At 58.9% G+C, this 14,764-nt stretch carries 15 protein-coding genes; 7 read left to right on the top strand and 8 right to left on the bottom strand.

What is annotated here, in order from left to right; all coding sequences use genetic code 11:
• Positions 1–152 precede the first annotated feature (152 nt).
• A complete protein-coding gene (locus RVX_RS09315; RefSeq protein ID WP_116305647.1) occupies positions 153–2,993 on the top strand; it encodes a toprim domain-containing protein in 2,841 nt (946 codons plus the stop codon).
• Position 2,994: 1 nt separating this feature from the next.
• Complete coding sequence (locus RVX_RS09310; protein ID WP_116305646.1) at positions 2,995–3,537, top strand: hypothetical protein; 543 nt, start codon at positions 2,995–2,997, stop codon at positions 3,535–3,537.
• Positions 3,538–4,462: 925 nt separating this feature from the next.
• On the opposite strand, the gene RVX_RS09305 is transcribed toward RVX_RS09310, so the two are convergent.
• From RVX_RS09305 to RVX_RS09285, 5 genes are all read right to left on the bottom strand, one after another.
• A complete protein-coding gene (locus tag RVX_RS09305) occupies positions 4,463–6,082 on the bottom strand; it encodes a pentapeptide repeat-containing protein (RefSeq protein WP_116305645.1) in 1,620 nt (539 codons plus the stop codon).
• 108 nt (positions 6,083–6,190) lie between these two features.
• Positions 6,191–6,556, bottom strand: a complete 366-nt coding sequence (locus RVX_RS09300) for a hypothetical protein (protein WP_147307518.1) — start codon at positions 6,554–6,556, stop codon at positions 6,191–6,193.
• Between the two features lie 42 nt (positions 6,557–6,598).
• Complete coding sequence (locus RVX_RS09295; RefSeq protein WP_007521290.1) at positions 6,599–6,970, bottom strand: hypothetical protein; 372 nt, start codon at positions 6,968–6,970, stop codon at positions 6,599–6,601.
• Positions 6,971–6,974: 4 nt separating this feature from the next.
• The gene (locus tag RVX_RS09290) at positions 6,975–7,445 is read right to left on the bottom strand and encodes a hypothetical protein (protein WP_147307517.1); all 471 of its coding nucleotides are present in this window, start codon (positions 7,443–7,445) and stop codon (positions 6,975–6,977) included.
• Between the two features lie 6 nt (positions 7,446–7,451).
• The gene (locus RVX_RS09285; RefSeq protein WP_007521293.1) at positions 7,452–8,114 is read right to left on the bottom strand and encodes a hypothetical protein; all 663 of its coding nucleotides are present in this window, start codon (positions 8,112–8,114) and stop codon (positions 7,452–7,454) included.
• Between the two features lie 385 nt (positions 8,115–8,499).
• Between RVX_RS09285 and RVX_RS09280 the strand changes: the two genes are divergently transcribed.
• The 4 genes from RVX_RS09280 to RVX_RS09265 all read left to right on the top strand — a co-directional run bounded on the left by RVX_RS09280 (position 8,500) and on the right by RVX_RS09265 (position 10,518).
• A complete protein-coding gene (locus RVX_RS09280) occupies positions 8,500–9,105 on the top strand; it encodes a hypothetical protein (RefSeq protein ID WP_116305643.1) in 606 nt (201 codons plus the stop codon).
• On the top strand, positions 9,102–9,365 hold the full coding sequence (locus RVX_RS09275) for a hypothetical protein (protein WP_116305642.1): 264 nt from the start codon (positions 9,102–9,104) through the stop codon (positions 9,363–9,365). Before RVX_RS09280 ends, RVX_RS09275 begins: the two co-directional genes overlap by 4 nt.
• Positions 9,355–9,597, top strand: a complete 243-nt coding sequence (locus tag RVX_RS09270; protein ID WP_116305641.1) for a hypothetical protein — start codon at positions 9,355–9,357, stop codon at positions 9,595–9,597. The genes RVX_RS09275 and RVX_RS09270 overlap by 11 nt, the downstream gene beginning before the upstream one ends.
• Positions 9,598–9,732: 135 nt before the next feature.
• On the top strand, positions 9,733–10,518 hold the full coding sequence (locus RVX_RS09265) for a hypothetical protein (RefSeq protein ID WP_147307516.1): 786 nt from the start codon (positions 9,733–9,735) through the stop codon (positions 10,516–10,518).
• On the opposite strand, the gene RVX_RS09260 is transcribed toward RVX_RS09265, so the two are convergent.
• The 3 genes from RVX_RS09260 to RVX_RS09250 form a co-directional block, all read right to left on the bottom strand.
• Positions 10,505–10,741 carry an ogr/Delta-like zinc finger family protein gene (locus tag RVX_RS09260; protein WP_116306504.1) on the bottom strand — a complete coding sequence of 79 codons (237 nt, stop codon included), beginning with the start codon at positions 10,739–10,741 and terminating at the stop codon, positions 10,505–10,507. The two genes, RVX_RS09265 and RVX_RS09260, sit on opposite strands and share 14 nt — an antisense overlap.
• 87 nt (positions 10,742–10,828) lie before the next feature.
• Positions 10,829–11,896: a phage portal protein gene (locus RVX_RS09255; RefSeq protein WP_116305640.1), complete on the bottom strand. Its 1,068-nt coding sequence runs from the start codon at positions 11,894–11,896 to the stop codon at positions 10,829–10,831.
• Between the two features lie 18 nt (positions 11,897–11,914).
• Positions 11,915–13,786 (bottom strand): terminase large subunit domain-containing protein, encoded by a 1,872-nt coding sequence (locus RVX_RS09250; protein WP_230404514.1) that lies wholly within the window; start codon positions 13,784–13,786, stop codon positions 11,915–11,917.
• A gap of 113 nt (positions 13,787–13,899) precedes the next feature.
• Between RVX_RS09250 and RVX_RS09245 the strand changes: the two genes are divergently transcribed.
• Positions 13,900–14,748: a GPO family capsid scaffolding protein gene (locus tag RVX_RS09245; RefSeq protein WP_230404512.1), complete on the top strand. Its 849-nt coding sequence runs from the start codon at positions 13,900–13,902 to the stop codon at positions 14,746–14,748.
• The last annotated feature ends 16 nt before the right edge of the window (positions 14,749–14,764 follow it).

Genomic DNA, 14,764 nt, shown 5'->3' with positions numbered 1-14,764 from the left:
CACCGTGGAGGCCCTGAAACGGGCCGCCGTGGCGCGCCCGCACCTGCGGCCATGCCCCCGCTACCGGGGCTCGCGGGGGACCATGCTGTGGATCTACCGGACGCACTGCTCAAGCTGCCCCCGGAATCAGGAGGCGAAGGGGGAAGGCCGCCATGGATAACGGCATCCGCACGGAGGAGATCATCCGCGCATTGCTCGGAGATCGCCGCTTCGACTTCAAGGAAGAGGCCAACTACCTGCGCCGGGGCGTGTGCCCCTGCTGCGGCAAGCGCACCCTGTACGTGGGCAAGCAGAAGCCGTGGATGCTGCGCTGCGAACGGCTGAACAAATGCGGGTTCGAGGAACCCACGCGCGAGGCGCTGCCCGACCTGTTCGAGGACTTCGCGCGGCGCTTCCCGCCCACGGAAGAAAACCGTCAGGCAACGGCAGATGCCTACCTTGGCCTGGACCGCGGCTTCGACCTTTCGCGCATTCGCGGCTGGTACGAGCAGGCGGCATGGCCGGTGCCGGGCACCACCGACTACGTGCCCACGGTGCGCTTTTACCTGGACGAGGGGCGCATCCGCTGGTGGGACCGGCTGATAGGCCGCACCAAGAAGGACGGCCAGAAGGCCCACTTCGGCGGCAAGCGCAAGGACGACGGCACGCTGTTCCAGGGCGACGTGTGGACGCCGCCGGGGCAGCAGATAAACGACGGCGACCGGGTGTGGCTGGTGGAGGGCATCTTTCACGCCATCGCGCTGGCCCTTTGCGGGCACAAGGCGGCGGCCTGCTTCTCGTGCAACCACTTTCCGGCGGCGTTCATTCAGGCCCACAAGGGGCGGCGCATTCGCTGGGTGCTGGCCATGGATTCGGACAAGGCCGGGTCCAAGTGGTGCAAGACGCACCACAAGACGCTCAAGGCCATGGGCGAGCTGGCCCTTGTGTGCATGCTGCCCGATGGCCGCGACTGGGACGACCTGTACCGGGCCGGGCGCATAGACGACGCCTTCATCCGCGACCGCCTGTACTACGGGCGGCTGTTCATGGCCGAGACGGTGCAGGAGAAGGCGTACATCCACTACACCCGCAACCGGCGCATGACCTTCATCATGGACTTCGAGAACGCGCTGTACTCCATCAAGCTGGGCGCGGACTTCGAGAAGGGGTTGGCCGAGGCGGCCGGGCAGTGGATGGAGCAGGAACTGGAGGCCAAGCGCGCAGGCAAGGTGCCGACCGCCGCCCCGGCCAGCACGGTGGCCAGCACATCGGAAGGCCGAGGGCAGGGCGGCGACGCAGATCCCGCCGCCGACACGCCCGCGCCCGCCCCGGCATCCCCGCCCCCCAATCCCCCAAACCCGATAGACGCCGTGCTCGATTCACCCACCGGGCGCGACCTGTTCGCCATGCACTGCGGCATCGACCAGATATCCAACGTGCTGCCCAAGTTCCTGTACATGGAGCGCGACGCCCTGATGGACGAACAGCGCTACGTGTTCAGCGTGGCCTATTCCAATGGCCAGGCCGACGACCTGATCGCCCTGGAAGGCACCGCCATCACCAGCCCGGACGCCTTCCACAAGGCCATGCTGAACCGGTCGCGCGGGGGCACCTTTGACGGCGACGCCCGGCAGCTGAAGATACTGCGCGACCGCTGGCTGAACAGCCGCATGACCACCGTGAGCGCGCTGCCCTTCGTGGGCTACGACCGCGAATCCGACGCGTGGATATTTCAGGAGCACGCATGGAGCAAGGGCCGCAAGCTGGCCGTGAACAAGCACGGCTACTTCGAGGTGAACCGGCGCGGCGTGAAGTCGATGCTGAACGGCGTGTACATCCGCACCGATGGCCGCTTCACGCCGGACTGGCTGGACAACTACGCAAAGGCCTTCCACTGGCAGGGGCTGGCCACGCTGGCCTACTGGCTGGGGTCGCTGTTCGTGCAGCAGATCCGCGCGCGGCACAAGACGTTCCCCTTTCTTGAACTGACCGGCGAGCCGGGCGCGGGCAAGTCCACCATCCTGGAGTTTCTGTGGAAGTGCGTGGGCCGCGACGACTACGAAGGCTTCGACCTGCTGAAGGCCACCCCCGCCGGGCGGCGGCGCGCCTTTTCGCAGGTGAGCAACCTGCCGGTGGTCATCATCGAATCGGACCGCGACAACGGCGACAAGGACGCCAAGCAGCGGCAGTTCGGCTTTGACGAGGTGAAGCCCTTCTACAACGGGCGCGGCACCGGCACGCTGGGCGTGGCCAAGCGCTCCAACGACGTGGAGGAACACCTGTTCCAGGCGTCGCTGGTCATCAGCCAGAATGCCGAGGTGGACGGGTCCGAGGCGCTGTTGCAGCGCATCGTGCATTGCCACGCCGACAAGAAGCACCACAAGACCGGCACGCGCGACGTGGCCCGGTGGTTCGAGCGGCAGACGGCGGCCGACGTGGGCGGCTTTCTGGGCGCGGCACTGTCGCACGAGCGCGAGATTCTGGACGCCTACGCGGCGGCCTTCGACAGCATCGAAACCCGCTACACCGACAGCGGCGCCCTGAAGAACGAGCGCATCATCAAGAACCATGCGCAGATTGCCGCGTGCGGCCACGCCCTGAAGGTGCTGTTTCCCACCATGTCGGACTACCTGCGCGAAGGCCTGACCGAATACCTGTTCCTGCGGGCCAAGGCGCGGGAACAACGCCTGGCTGCGGACCACCCGCTGGTGGAGCAGTTCTGGGACACCTACGACTACCTGTCCATCCAGCTGACCAAGACCACCTCGCGGTTGGACCCGCTGAACCACGAGAGCAAGCCGGGCTTCATTGCCGTGAACTTCAACCAGTACACCGAGGCCTGCCGCAACTGCGGGCAGGCCATGCCCGACGTGGGCAACCTGAAGAAGCTGCTGCACACCAGCAACGTGCGGCGGTTTGTTGCGTCGAACCGCTGCGTCTATTCGCAGCACGAGAAGAAGAACGTGAAATGCTGGGTGTTCCGCGAGGCCAAACTGCCAACCCTGGAGGATTGAAATGGCGCTTCAGAATCCTGAACCGACGGACCGGCTGATCGACTATGCTGGCCAGCTGAAACTGCTTGCCAAGCGGCTGGAAAGGGAAGGGGCCATGCCCGATATTCTGCGTGCCCTGCGGGCCATCGCAAACGAGATGCGCCGCTGCGGTGCCGTCTGGAAGGAGGTGTACCACCCCGGCATGCTGCCTGTGGCTGTCCCGCCTACCGTTCCGTATCTGCCCCGGCGGGGGCTGGCCGTGTTTGCTGTCGAAGAGCCACCCCGCGTTGCACAGTTCTGGGCAGCATACGAAACGTTGACGGAGGGGATTGGCGGCGACCTGCCGGAGCCGCTGAACCACAGCACGGACGCAACGCGGATCGCCATCAGCATGCCGCACTTCTATGAGGTCTGGGCGAATTCAGAGCTTCCAGTCATCGAGAGGCCCCGGCTACAGGCCGCGTTGAAGAAGTCTGCCCGGCGACCTCTGGTGGGCAGCAACCTGTTGGTGCGATCACGTCTGCTCGGTAAGCACATTCGATGTTGGGTTTTCGAGAACCCCTGACGGAAAGCCCGCCGAACCCCCGGCGGGCTTTTTTGCGTCCAATGGTCAGAAATTACATGGTATATGCGCGATACGCGCACGCGTATGCGCACGACGCGCGCGGAGAGTTTTTCCAAAACGAAGGCTTTCTCATTTAGGGTTCAAAAGGTTCAAAAAGTAAAAAATTAACTATAATTATCTAAAATTATAGTATGTGAGAGTGAACCGTTTTTGAACCTGACGCCGTTCAAAAATGGTTCAAACTGAACCTCTGTTTTGAACCCCTGCTGAACATCCGTGAACCTGCGCAACGGGTTGATTTTATTGCTTGCGCAGGAAAGGGGCGGATTGGGGTGGTTCAAAGAATAGTGTTATTAAATTGGCATGTTGCGTTCTTTGAAAACGGTTTTTCGGGCGTGTGAACCGTTTGAACCGGTTCAAAATTGAGTGAGGCGTTTTGGGTTGGCAATCTCGCGCGATTTCTAGTGTCTTAAAAAATAATACAACTGTGGCGCGTTTATTTATAGCATGCAATGTGTCAAATAGTGTATTGTTCCGGTGTGTTGGGTTCAGACTATTTGCGGAGGACATATGCATACGGTTAGCATTTCTGGCGGCAGAGAGATCGTGTTTGAGGTGAAGGAAGAAGACGATTGTATAACTGTAGGGCATGTTATCGTCGAGGCGGGAGTTCGTCAGCCAATGAAGACTTGTACGGTGACGTGTAGCACTGGCCGGTCGTATAGCTGGCAGTGTCCAAGTAACCAGAGCTGCGGGGGCGATTGCTCGGATCCGAATAACCCGCGAGGAGGATGTTGGTGATAATGTAGAACGTCGGATAGGATTTTTAGTGTATGGCTTGGCAGCCCTAGTAGGGCTTGGCTTGCAGTGGCAGGATCTTTGAGTGTCCGCATTTAGACGCGGGCACTCACTTTTTGAACGGGACCTAACGGCGAAACCTGTTGCGAAGGGCGAAGCCGAAGAGGGCGGCCTGCAAGGTGATGGCCACCTGTGAAAGGAGCATAAGGAAACGGGCCAACCAGCCTGCGGCATCTGCATCTGGCAGCTTCACCAGTGGGAGGAAATGGAGCCATTTGTCGCCAAGGTTGGCACCGTAAATGTGGAGAGGGATTGCCAGGGAAGCCGGGCACCAGGCAGGGGGAATTAGAAGTCCAATGAGAGGCGCGCCGAAGGTGAGGAATAATAACCAAAGGGCGGCTTGTCCGGGGGCTTCTCCGTAGCCGCTGGTGAGTTTGTAGCAGAGTAGGGTTAGGTAGAGGCCAAGGCCTCGTAGCCGTTCTTTGATGGGGAGGGCTGCGTCGGGTGAGTGGCGACATGCCCAGTCATCGCGAAATTGTTGAAAGCCACGTAGGCGTTGCATCTCCTTTTCTGCATAATGGAAGTCTGACGTGAGGGTTTCGTCCATTCCTTCGCGTGCTGTCTTCTTTATGCGTCTGTAGAGGTCTTCGAGATGCTGTGGCGGAAGGGCTTTGTCAGGTTTTTTTTGGGGGGGGAATGCGAGTGCTTCCGTGTTGTCGATTTTTAAGTATCCACAATTTTCAAGTTTTCGTGCATCGTATGTTAACCGTCGACCGCTCGATGTCGGCCATCGACATGCGATCATACGAAAATTTTCAATAGGTGCTCCTGAAAAAGAAGCACGCCTTAAATCTACACGGTCAAATGTTGTCAAATCTTTAATTACGCAGTTCTTAAACTTTGCAAAGCCTATGTTTGAGTCTTCAAAATATGCTCTCTGCGTTATAATTGTTGATGACATGTCTAAAATTCCGTTTATTTCGCATTCAGAAAAATTTAACATCCCATTTATTGTTGAGTGCGTAATGTAAAAATTACTGTCTTTTGATGTTGATATGTGTGATGCATAAAATATTGATGATTCTTTTTCGCATATATTGCATTTAAATAATGTAAGGGTGCCGTGTATGGATGATTTTGAAATATTTAGATTCTCTAGGAATGAGACCATTCCAAATGTAATTGTGCTATCAATATGTAGTTGTGTAAAGTCTGCAAATCCCGTTATTGTGCTAAACATGATGCTTGTAGCGTCATTGATTCGTGATTCCTCCATGGATAGCATTGCGCTGAATTCTGTACTGTAAAATGTTGTCCTTCCGTTGAATAGAGATTTCTTGAATGTGACGTTGCTTTCGAAAGTAGCGTAATCGAAGTTTGTTCTCCCGTGAAATTCGCAATTTTCAAAAGATGTTACCCTAGAGAACTTGGAATGTTCAAAGGTTACATCGCCATGAAATGTCGCATGGCTTATGTCCAGTGCCGAAAGCTGTAACTTTTCTAAGTTCACTGTATCGCTAAAAACAATACCTGTAAGCTGATGGTTTATTATGAATCTACTTATTGGTATTTGGCTTGTGGCACTGTTTTGGATGTAGGCGCGAACAGCGTTAACTAGTTCCTCGTGCCGCCCCTCCTTGAGGTGGGCCGGTGCATGGAACAGGCAGTATGCGTTCCCGTGGCTGTCTGTCGCGATGGGTTCCTGTGGGTGCCTCCATTTGTACTCTTCGCATTTGCAGCAGCCCATATGCTGATCCTCCTGTGGTGGGTATCGGGGAAGATATAAGAGGGGGGTGATGTTGGCAATGCGGTGAGTGGGCGGCGTCCGGCGGCGGTCTATCGGGTGATGATGCGCCTACCTCGGCCTTCTGTACCGGCCCCCCTTAAGTTCAACCAGGCCATGGGCGAGCAGCCAGCGCACGGAGCGCGGGCGCTCGCCTTTTTTCACGTCCAGTTGCAGCAGGATCAGGTGCTTGAACCGTTCGGCTATCATGGTGGCGCGGGCCACGCGTTCGGGCGCTGGCGCGCCGCGCCGGTCATGGTGCAGCAGCAGGCGGCGCGGGCGGCCATCCGCGTCGCGCAGGATCTCTGGCTTGCAGTCGTGGGCCAGCAGCCAGGAGAGGGGGTCGAAGAGTTTCGAGTCGTCGCGGATCATGGGGCCGATCATATCGCGCCCGGCCACGGGGTGAAGGTGGGTGCGCGGCTCGGGGTGGGTGCGCAATTAAGTTGGGCCTAGCGGTGGGGCGTTGAAAGCGTATGGGGGTTATTGAGGTTGTGGTGGGTCTTTGGCTATGTAAATTATTAATGGACACAGAGCCGTCAGGAAGAAAAAAGATATAAAATATAGCATTACGCGCGATGTGGCGCATGTTCTTGTCAGGGTGATAAGTGTTACAAAGCCGACAAGAACTATAACGAGGTTGATGATTGCAAGTCGTTTTTCAAGGGCTTTTTTAATTGTAGAAACTAGTGCGTCATATGCTACTACAGTAATAAAAATAAATAGTCCAAGGATGAGGGTGGCAGAGATTAGCTTTGATGGGATATCGACATTTGGATTTTTTAGTATGTCGAAGCATGTGGCTATGACTGTTGGGATTGTGTCTGTAAGTATTTTAGCGATGTCATTTTCCATTGTTTTACCGAGATGATGCTTTTTTCGCTTTGTTTTTGTGGTAATGGAGGGCTATGGTGACCATTATTCCGTATCCTGCGCAGAATAGTAGTAGTAGTGTGGCAAATACGCCGTCAATGAGCGCCGTATCGGTTTTGTTTGCTAGGCCAGCAGTAGCAATGATGAAGGCGAATATAGAAAGGAAACACACTATAAGGCGGAGTAGTCTTGTATGTTGTTCGTGTAGAATGTTCTCAAGAGATATTACGGTTGCTGCAAGTGCACTTAAGCGTGCAAGTATTTCCTGATTTGATGTTAAAATGCGCAGGGTGTCGTCGTGGATTTTGTCTTGCCCGAGCAGTATTTTTTCTGTTTGTTCTATGTATGACGGTGGAGATTCGCGCTCCTGAGGCATATTTGCGAAGAATGAGAAGGGGTCCGGGTGTGGTTTTTTTGGGGGAGAAGTGTCGGGCGTGTGAAGGGGGTTGGTCGACATTGTGGATCACTCGCTAGGTGACGCGTATGTTACGATGTTGAGAGCCATTTCGTAATATCTTTTGCTTATAATGTGCTCATATGTTGATACAAGGTTTGTGCCCTTGGGTTCAATGAAATTAAAAGAGAAAGTTTCTGTCGGTGGGACTGCCTTCAACTCCGTGAAGCAGAGAATTTTGTCGTCGAGGTTTGCGACAAATGACATTGAATGTGAGAATTTATTGTCGAATCTTTCAAGTAATTCGTGAAGTGGTGTTTTCTTGGGTGAGGGGCTTAGTGTTTTTGTGAAAAAAATAGAGTCATTTTTCTCTAAGGTAAATCGTAAATCTACTCCGGACCAAGTGCGCGCTATGTGTGGGATAACTGCGTTGTGAATTCTATCTATAACTGTTGAGAATCTTTTTATTGTATTGTTAACTTCTGATAGATTTGAATCTTTTGATGTTTTAATGACGCCAACAAGGCCGTTATCAACAGCGGCGATGTATCCGCCAAGGACTTCAAATGCTATGCTGTCTTCCATTCGTCTTCTAATGCTGTCGCCAAGGTATTGTATTTCGTTGGCTATAGATCCTTCTTTTTCATTAAGGAAATCTGTGAAATTCTCTATGGACTTAAAAGCAGTGCCAAGCTGGATGCGTAGGTCGGATTTGGGGGGGAGCGTGAGCATGGTACGTCCTGTGGATTGCTCTGTGCGGAAGGGCATTATGGCGTTCATGGTTGCCCTGTTAATCGAGTTCTTGCCCGTTCTCTTGACACACCCCAACCCTATAGGTCAATCTGTCCGCAGGTGCTCTCAACACCTTGACTTCCTAGGCGGCAATCACGCCCGTCAGCCGTGGTTTTTTTGCGCCCTCCGTCCGGCGGTGGCCATGCGTCTTGCGCATGGTCCGCGCGGCCATTAGGGGTGGTGCACCCATTCCACGCGATATTCTGTCGGGAGTGAGGCTAATAGAATACCCTTCGGGGGAATACGCCCGCCGCCCTAGGACGGTTGAGAGCTCCCGGCAGTCTTCTCTCTTGAGGCTGCCAATCTCAAAATCCTAGGAGCCTCTATGCATCCCACCCCCACCTTGTCCGCGTTCATCGTAGAGCGCGGCCGCCTGCTGGCCGAGGCCGTGGCCGAACTGGGTGCCCAGTTCGCGCTGCCCGCCGAATGCGTCCACCTTTCCGTGCGTCCTGCCTTGTGCGCCGCCCAGGGCGACCTTGCCGAACTGGACGAGCTGCTGCACGAATCGCTGCCCGATCTGGACGGTGGCCCCGATAGCGACCCCACCGGCGGCCTGCCCGGCGGCCTGCCCGGCAGCCTGCCCGGCGATCCGTCCGGAGCGCCCGCGCTGGTCCCCTTGGCGTTGCAGGTGGTGTCCGTGCGCCTGCTGGGGCTGTCGCGTTCCGTGGGCGCGCACGTGGCCTTCCTGTCCGGGCCGGAGCGCCTGGCCGTGGACTGGCTGGCCCATCGTGCGGCGGCGCTTTCACAGCAGGCGGCCCGGCTTTCCGTCTCCGCGTGCGAGGCGATGGCCGATGCCTCGGCCAGTCTTGCGCCATCCGTTGCCCAAGACGCATTGCCTGATGTAGGTTCGCCGTTCGCGCAAACCGGCCACAGGGGGACCACGGCATCCGCGCGTCCTGAAACCTCAACCCCTGTGGAGGCGGCAGCATGACCACCCACAGGAACCCACGCTACAAGGACGCCTTTGCCGTCGTCTCCGGGCTGGACCGCCTGCAACACGATCTCGCGGAGCTGCAAGCAGAGGTGTCGGGCGCGGCGTCGGGCCTTCGCCGCGTGCTGCACAGCCAGCAGCGCCGCCACCAGTCCGCCAGTGTGTTGCAGAACCTCCAACGCCAGCTTGCCTGGCTGTCGGGCGATGTGGCGCGCATGCATGCCGCCCTCGTGCAGGAGGAGACACACCATGGACGTTGACCCCATCGGACGCATCTACAGCCACGCGGCGGCGCTGCGCACCATCGCCGCCCGCCTGCCGGAAGAACACGGCGGCCTCGCGCTGATTCTGGCCCTGCTGGGCGAAGACCTGCAACACTGCGGCGAGGCGCTGGACGATACCCCCTGCGCAGCCGCCAGCGCCCCCGCGCGCGGCGGAACGGGGGCCGGGCAGGGCGACGGCCCGCCGTGGGCCTGCGGTCGCCCCTCCTAGCCCGTCCCTGAAGATCACCCCATAACGAAACGCCCCCGGCATCGGTTGATGTCGGGGGCGTTAGGTTTTCTGTCGCTTTAAGTTGAGGCGATATGGTAACTCTTGTATACAAGTGGCAAAACAATGGAGGCGAAGGTGGATGTAAAACGTTTTTCTAAGTGTGTGCGAAAGCCTGCTGTTCTGCTGAGGTGGGCTAGGTGTTGGTTTAAACCGTATTTGTTGTCAAGCTGGAATAGGGTGAAGGCCGCTAGGGGCGTTGATGAAAGGGTTTTCTTTTATGTGAATACTCGGAAGTACTGTTTAGCTACGGTGATGGTTCAGGTTGCTGTAGTTGCTATTGTTTTTTTTGTTGTTCTTTGTATGGTGTGGAGTAAAAGCCCTCTTAAGCCTGTTTTTGATGTGTCTATATCTCTATGTGCTGGATATATTGCAAGCTATTTCTTTTTTAGAATTATAACGTGCGATGAGTATGCTAGGCATGAGCATGTTTGCATAGTTGCATTTGGCTTCTTCCTTTATACAAGGCACTGTTTGATTAAAACAAAAGAATTTTTAGAGAAGGTGAAAGATCATGACATGAGCAGTGTTGACGCGGTGATAGTGTTTGAATTGCAAGGAAGGTTGCATAGTGTTCATGAGTATTCGGATTTTTGCAGAAATGCATTCCATTTTGTAGATAAAGAAGCGCATAGGGTATTTGAGTCTATTGTGCACGCATTTGGTGACGTCAAGATTGAAAAAGCAGATAGGCAATGCATAAAAGAAATTTCACGGTTATCGTACAATGTTGATAAGGCATTCAAGCAGATGGAAACGTTATTTTACGATGGTAAACTTGTGATGTATAATATTGAAATGATGTCTAAAGATTTCATTGCGCGAGATCGCGCGATGAAAAACTATGCGCCTACTGCGAAGTAGGGCGGCTATTGTTTGCGAGTTGCTGATGAGTAAATTTTGCGGTGAGGGGTGGGCACTCCAACCCAGATGGCGACAGCGAGTGCGCAAACTCCAGGTGCATGACGAAGCTGTGACCGCATTCGGCGTTGTTGCACACGCAGTACAGCTTGGTGAAGCGGGGGGTTATCTCCCGGCGGGTGGTTATGCGGGCCTTGCCGTGGCACTTGTCGCAGATAATGCGCATGGTGTTCATCCTCCTGCACAAACACAATGACAAGGGGGCGTTGCTGTCAATCGGGCAGCACGTCCTATGCGTTTCGCCCGCCGGTGGTCAGGCCACCGGCGGGTTTTCCGTTTGCGGGGCAAAGCCCACGCGGGCGGCGGGCGGCAGGTGCTCGTTCACTTCCAGCAGCAGCTCGCGCACCGGGGTTATCTCGTTCTTCTCGTACACCGCGTCTATCTTGGTTATGTCGCCAAAGCCACCGGTGTTGTTGGGGATAATGCTGGCCATGGCCGGGGGTATGCGGTGCGCGGCAATGATGTCGTCGCGGCTGATGTTCTTGATCTTCTCCAGTTCGTCCCGCGTACTGAAGTCGCCCACCGGCAGTATCTGCACGTCCTTCTCGCGCCCGTTGGGTATGTGCAGGAACATGTTGCGAAAGTTGCCTATGCCCTTGCTGCCCTCTATGGCAGAGCGAATGCGGTCGCGGTCGTCCGCCTCCAGCGAACTGGAAGAGGAATAGAACACGTAGCCCATGTGCGCGCCGTTGCGGTAGTACCGGCGGCGGAACAGGGTGGCATCCTCGTTCAGCAGCATGGACTGAATGGCCCCCAGGTACGAGGGCAGGCCGTAAATGGTCTGGCTGACGTCGTAGTTGCGGATATGCACCACCTCGCCGGGGGCAAAGCGGTGGATCTGCCCGGTCAGGGTCAGCAGGCCGTAGCAGTCCTCCTCCTTCATGCGGCGCATGTTGATGGCGGGCAGGTGGCGCAGCTCCACCACCTCTCCGTACCAGTTGCGGATTTTCTGCAGGTACCCGTTGGCGAACACCAGGTAGTCGGTGGTCATGGCGTGCATGGCCCGCCGGGGCAGCGCCGCCGTGGGCACAAAGCCGCGCAGCACCACGTTGGTTTTGAATTCCAGCAGGGGGCCGTGGTAGGCGTTGGCCCGCAGCAGCCGGGCCAGCCCGCGCAGGGGCACCGGCGGTTGGTAGTAGCTGCCGTTGTCCAGCAGCCACACCCCAAGGTGGTCGTACACCGCCCCGGCCAGCGCCGGTTCCGGGTCGCCAAAGGTGAAGGCCTGCACCCCGCGCAGGGCATCGTTGATGATCGCCCCGGCGTCGGCCCCCGGCGCGGGCCGGGTGGTGCTGGCGTGCTTTTTCGTTCTGGCCCTGGCCATGTATCCCTCCTGTTTGCGCTACGCGCCGATAACCACGGTGCAGCCGCCGTGCCCGGTCTGGCGCGCCAGCGGTTCCGCCGCCAGCGCGTGCATGATGGCCCACGCCACGTCGGCATGCCCGGTGGTGGGCGTGCGCCCGGCGGCGTAGGTAATCTGTCCCTTGTCGGTGGTGGTCTGCCGAATGGTCAGAAAGGCGTGGGCGATGTCCGTTTCCGCAGCGTCCCATTCCAGCCGCTGCTCCTCGATCACCTCGCGGGCCTTCAGCACAAGGGCGGCCTTGCTGGCCACGGCGTAGTTGATGGGCGCGGCCACCGGGCAGAACTGGCGCACGTGCTCGTACACGCCAATGCCGGGGCCGGTGGTGTCTATGCCCAGGTGCGCGAAGCGGTACCTGTCCGCCAGCTCGCGGATGCGTTCCGCCTGCCACAGGTAGCTCTTGCCCACCCACTTGTGCCGCTCCACGCAGCGGATCACCCCGCCCGGCTTCAGGGGCGGTTGCAGCACCACGAACGATGCGTCGTCGCGCGAGCGGCTGGGGTCGTACCCGCCCCACACCGGGTGGTTGCCCACGGGGCGGGGCGCGCCGGGGGCGTAGTCCGGCCAGTCCGCCGGGTCTGTCATGCAGCGTTCCAGCAGCGCCAGGCGGAACACGCCCTGCGTGTCGTCTATGAATTCGCAGTCGAACAGCTGGCGGAATTCGTCCGGCGTGTATTCCAGCCGCAGTTGGGCCACGTCGAACAGGTCGCAGCCGCCCGCCTCCGCGTCGGCCAGCGTGATGACGTTGCGCCAGTATGTGTCCGGGCAAAGGAACCCGGCGCGCAGGGCGGCGGCGTCCGGCCACGGCCGGGGCTTGGCGAAGCGCTTCTGAAAGGCTTCGCCGGTCCACAGCGGGTAGGCGTCGTGGGTGATGGCCGATGGCGTGGAAAACAGCGTGCGCCGCCACTTCTTGTGCGCGGCCATGCCGGTGGCCACCTTGTACAGCTCGCGGAACTTGGTGATCCAGAAGAACTCGTCGATGTAGACGTGCCCGTGGTAGCTCTGCGCGCTGCGCGAGTTGTTGGACAGAAAGTGCAGCTCGGCCTTGCCGTTGCGGGTGTGCAGTATCAGCGGGTTGCCGGAAAGGGTGATGTCGAAGGCTTCGCCCGCCGCCTGCACGATGTAGTTGCGGAACACCTGCGACTGCGCCTTGGTGGCGGAAAGGAACAGCTGGTTGTCGCCGGTCAGGCAGGCGTCTTCGAACGCCTCCTGCGCGAAGTACCAGGTGGCGCCGATTTGGCGGGCCTTCAGCAGCATGCGGTTGCGGTGCTGCTTGGCCGTGCGCAGGGCGTGCTGGTAGCCGAAGTACCGGCGGTGGAACTTGTCCGCGAAGAGCTGCTGCGTGAGGGCGGTAACGTCGTTCTTTATGGGCTTGCCCCGGCGAGGGCGGGCGGCGCGCGGCCCGGTGGAAGGGGCGGAAGGGGAGTCCGCGGCGCAATCACCGGGGGCGTCCGGCTGGGGGGCCGGGCCGGGGTGGGCGCTGCCCTGCTCCTGTCCACGCTGGCGCGCCAGGGCCACCTCTTTGGTGCGCAGGGCCTGCAACCGCTCAAGCGTGCCCACCAGCAGATCCACCTCGCGCAGCTCGCCGGGCGTCTTGGGGTCGCGCTCGGCCAGCAGGGTGAGGCGGCGGGTAACGGCTTCTTCCGCCGTCTCGTGCGTGAGCAGGGCGTCCCATTCGCCCACCGTGCTCCAGTGGTAGACGGTGCGGCGCGGCACGCCCAGCGCGTCGGAAATGTCCGCCACGGTGTAGCGCCGCAGGTACATGCCCCGCGCGGCCTGCCGTATCTCGTCCGGGTACTGGCGCACGCCCTGCCGGGCTTCCTGCGTATTCCCGCCGTCTGCAATGGTCTCCATCGTGCTGCAATAGCACTGTTGCGGCAACCGCCAACGCACCACAAATCCGATTTTGCCAAAATCGGACGCCGTGTCTTTGACCTTGCCTTGCGTGCTGTGCCTACATGGCGCGCATGAGCAAGCCCACCCTCACCACCGATTTCGTCAGGATAGGCCAGTCCGGCCCCACAGTGGATGGGCGGACCATCGACCCCGCGTGGCTGTTGCAGGCGGCGGAATCCTACAGCCCGGCCCTGTACACCGCGCTGATCTGGCCGGACCACTTCCGCTTTCAGAACTACGGCAAGGTGCTGGAGCTGAAGACGGAAGAGGAGGGCGGCGTGGTGGCGCTGTACGCGCGCCTGCAACCCAACGCCAGCTACCTGATGGGCAACCAGTACGGGCAGCGTCTCTTTTTCTCCATGGAGATCGACGACAACTTCGCGGGCACGGGCCGGGCCTACCTTGTGGGGCTGGGCATTACCGATTCGCCCGCCTCGCTGGCCACCAGCGAGCTGAAGTTCTCTGCCCGCCGCAACACGCCGGGCAGCCAGTTTCTGTCCAACGTGGAATGCGCCCTGCCCGCAGAGGCAGAAGACCGGGAACCCTCGTGGGTGGCCCGGCTTTTCCAGTTGTTCACCCCCAACGCCACCCAACGCGAGGAGCCCATGGACGCACAGCAGTACGCGGAGATGCAGGGCAAGATCGACGCCCTTGCCACCGCCGTTACCGAGATCAAGACCACCGTGGCCAGCTTCACGGCCAAGCCGAATGAGCAGGCACAGCCCGCCGCCCCCGCCGCACCTGCGGCCCCGGCTGCCCCGGTCGGGGCGGAGTCGGAAAAGTACACCGAGCTGGCCGCCGCCATCACCAAGCTGGGCGCGCAGATGGATGGCATCGCCGCCCGGTTCGAGGCCGCCCGGCCCGGCACGCCGGTGCCCCCCACCGAAGGCCCGGCGGACGACAACGCCCCCCTCCTGTAGGGGCGGGAGGAACCCA

This window comes from Nitratidesulfovibrio sp. HK-II (assembly GCF_003402415.2).
In the GTDB taxonomy this organism is placed as follows: domain Bacteria; phylum Desulfobacterota; class Desulfovibrionia; order Desulfovibrionales; family Desulfovibrionaceae; genus Cupidesulfovibrio.
Note: the sequence above shows the minus strand (reverse complement) of the source record. Positions and strands in the feature narration are given on the sequence as shown.

Excerpts from the sequence above, each read along its gene's own strand:
- RVX_RS09315 (WP_116305647.1), top strand. The coding sequence starts at position 153 with ATGGATAACGGCATCCGCACGGAGGAGATCATCCGCGCATTGCTCGGA.
- RVX_RS09285 (WP_007521293.1), bottom strand. The coding sequence starts at position 8,114 with ATGCTCACGCTCCCCCCCAAATCCGACCTACGCATCCAGCTTGGCACT.
- RVX_RS09260 (WP_116306504.1), bottom strand. The coding sequence starts at position 10,741 with ATGCGCATTATCTGCGACAAGTGCCACGGCAAGGCCCGCATAACCACC.
- RVX_RS09255 (WP_116305640.1), bottom strand. The coding sequence starts at position 11,896 with ATGGCCAGGGCCAGAACGAAAAAGCACGCCAGCACCACCCGGCCCGCG.
- RVX_RS09305 (WP_116305645.1), bottom strand. The coding sequence starts at position 6,082 with ATGGGCTGCTGCAAATGCGAAGAGTACAAATGGAGGCACCCACAGGAA.
- RVX_RS09280 (WP_116305643.1), top strand. The coding sequence starts at position 8,500 with ATGCATCCCACCCCCACCTTGTCCGCGTTCATCGTAGAGCGCGGCCGC.
- RVX_RS09270 (WP_116305641.1), top strand. The coding sequence starts at position 9,355 with ATGGACGTTGACCCCATCGGACGCATCTACAGCCACGCGGCGGCGCTG.
- RVX_RS09245 (WP_230404512.1), top strand. The coding sequence starts at position 13,900 with ATGAGCAAGCCCACCCTCACCACCGATTTCGTCAGGATAGGCCAGTCC.
- RVX_RS09310 (WP_116305646.1), top strand. The coding sequence starts at position 2,995 with ATGGCGCTTCAGAATCCTGAACCGACGGACCGGCTGATCGACTATGCT.
- RVX_RS09250 (WP_230404514.1), bottom strand. The coding sequence starts at position 13,786 with ATGGAGACCATTGCAGACGGCGGGAATACGCAGGAAGCCCGGCAGGGC.
- RVX_RS09295 (WP_007521290.1), bottom strand. The coding sequence starts at position 6,970 with ATGGAAAATGACATCGCTAAAATACTTACAGACACAATCCCAACAGTC.
- RVX_RS09290 (WP_147307517.1), bottom strand. The coding sequence starts at position 7,445 with ATGTCGACCAACCCCCTTCACACGCCCGACACTTCTCCCCCAAAAAAA.
- RVX_RS09275 (WP_116305642.1), top strand. The coding sequence starts at position 9,102 with ATGACCACCCACAGGAACCCACGCTACAAGGACGCCTTTGCCGTCGTC.